Consider the following 2,157-nt stretch of genomic DNA (forward strand, 5'->3'; position numbering starts at 1 on the left):
GAGAGTGAAGGTTATATTTCACGTGGAGAATGCATTTTGCAGAAATGGCCCGTGGGCTTCGAGCCCTCGAAGGGTGGGCCTAGAGCCCTTCGCAAAAGACTAGCCGGGTCCTCGGGACGAGACCTGACGAGCGGAAAAGATCCCTGAGCTGGAGATTGTTACCGACATGCCCTAAGGATCTCATCGGGCTACCGGAGGAGTCCGAAGTCCACGGGGCTTTGCACCTAAGAAGGCGTTTCTCCATCCGCTTATAACCTTATCCTCATAATATCTCCACGTGTCCAGGACTTCTCGCTCAATTTCCCGATGGAGGAGCTTCAGGGAGCCCAGGAGGAGGGACTTCAAGTTCTTGGAAGTTGACGTCAGGGGTGCACTGGACTAGCTGTTCCCATAGTCCTTCAGGGACGAAACGGTAGTGCCTTAACCCCTATCATTGTAAGCGAAGTACAATAGGAAATGGAACACAAGTCTGGTGTATAATACGTTAAATTAAAACACTTAAATTAACGCCTGATTTATAGAGGGGGTCATTAGGGTTTCCTTCTCGAATTGTATTGTTCTATCCTTGATGAGTCGAACCCACCTCGTCCCCTCACCGTAAACTGATGGGGCTTTACATCCATTTGTTCTGTCATAATGAAGCGAATAAGCACTGAGACTATAACATTCCCGCGTGAGTTTTAAACATTTTTAATTACTTTTAAATCCAACACGACGTGGGTTATGCTCATATGGTGTTACCAAGGAATTTCCTTTTGATGATCTCCCAAGTGATGAGGGGCAGCGCTCACGAGGACGGGAGAAGTTGGATGGGTATTGAAGTTTCCCTCCACTAACCCCAATGATCTGGGGGTGACCGTGTATGAGCCCTTAGGAGGGGTACCTGTGGCGTATTTAGAAGTATTAAAGAAGGTAAGTTGCACCACGGGTAAACACTTGAAAGGCCCCTCATTTAACTCAATTTCTATCCTAATTCTAATTAATAAACTCCTCGAAGGTGCCATTCTCCAGGTTTAAGGCCATCCTTCGGATCTGAGGGACTGTAGGGAAGGACTCCAGTCCACCCTTGATCTGGAACAATTGTTCCAGGAACGGGATAAGAACTCCTCCCTTGGTCCCTAAACTTTCCTTAGCCTCCCTGAGTACTCTCAAGTACTCCTCCTGATCCCTAAACGGAGGGATCATGTTGATCACGAAGAAACCTGGAAACCCGACCTTGTCTGGAGAACTCTCGACCACCCTAACGTAGTTCATGGTGTCATTTATGCAAAACCTGGACGAATCGGAGACGAATATCCTAGTGATTTGGGAGCTTGGATAGACTGCCCTGAAAACTTCCAGCTCATGTCTCACAACATCATCTGATGGAGTCACTAAAGGTAGGTTATCCACAACGGCGAAATGGTAACTCCTCTTTCCCAAGATCTCCCTGTAGGTGACCTCTAACTCAGCCCTAAGAGCGGGGTCGGCCTGGATTACTGCCATATCGCTCTTGAACCTCATGCCGTCTCCGAAGAGCTTCAACACGGTCAAGGTACCTCTGCCCATCCTGATCTCTCTCAAAGGTAAAGGGCCTCGCCCCTCTACTGCCTTCGCTAGTAGACCATACTCCCTAATACCTGCTAGGAAAGAGGCGAAGCCCAGGAGGTCCCTGTCTATAAACAGAACCTCCCTCCCGTTCAGTGCCAACTCTCTCGCCAAGCCCAAAGCGATGGTAGACTTCCCAACTCCCCCTTTGGCACCATGGATAGATATTCTGAACATATCTTCTTCTTTTTTGTACACTTAGTTTTTTCTAAAAAACTTTCGGTTCATCATGACAGTATTTTCCAGGAAGCCGACATCGGAACCTTCACTGATATTTCATAATCTATATCATTGATCAATGTTAACTTAACGCTCCTCACGAGAGTATTTCGGGCGATTCGGGTTTCCTTCTCGAATTACGTTGTCTACGCTTGATCGGGCCAAATCACCTTATCCCTCACCTTAAACTGACTAGGCTTTACATTTATTCTTTCAGACGTTCATTAAATAAGGCAAATTAGCACCAGAGACTATAGCACTTTCACGTAACTTTTAAATACTTCTAGTTACTTTTAATTACTGTGGAGAGGTATCTAACACCCAGTGAGGTTGCTGAAATATTCGGCGTGG

At 46.7% G+C, this 2,157-nt stretch carries 1 protein-coding gene; it reads right to left on the reverse strand.

Translation table 11 applies throughout. The features are described from left to right. Positions 1–975: 975 nt before the first annotated feature. On the reverse strand, positions 976–1,785 hold the full coding sequence (locus METMK1DRAFT_RS07355; RefSeq protein ID WP_155812364.1) for a ParA family protein: 810 nt from the start codon (positions 1,783–1,785) through the stop codon (positions 976–978). Positions 1,786–2,157: the final 372 nt, after the last annotated feature.

The organism is Metallosphaera yellowstonensis MK1 (assembly GCF_000243315.1).
In the GTDB taxonomy this organism is placed as follows: Archaea; Thermoproteota; Thermoprotei_A; order Sulfolobales; family Sulfolobaceae; genus Metallosphaera; species Metallosphaera yellowstonensis.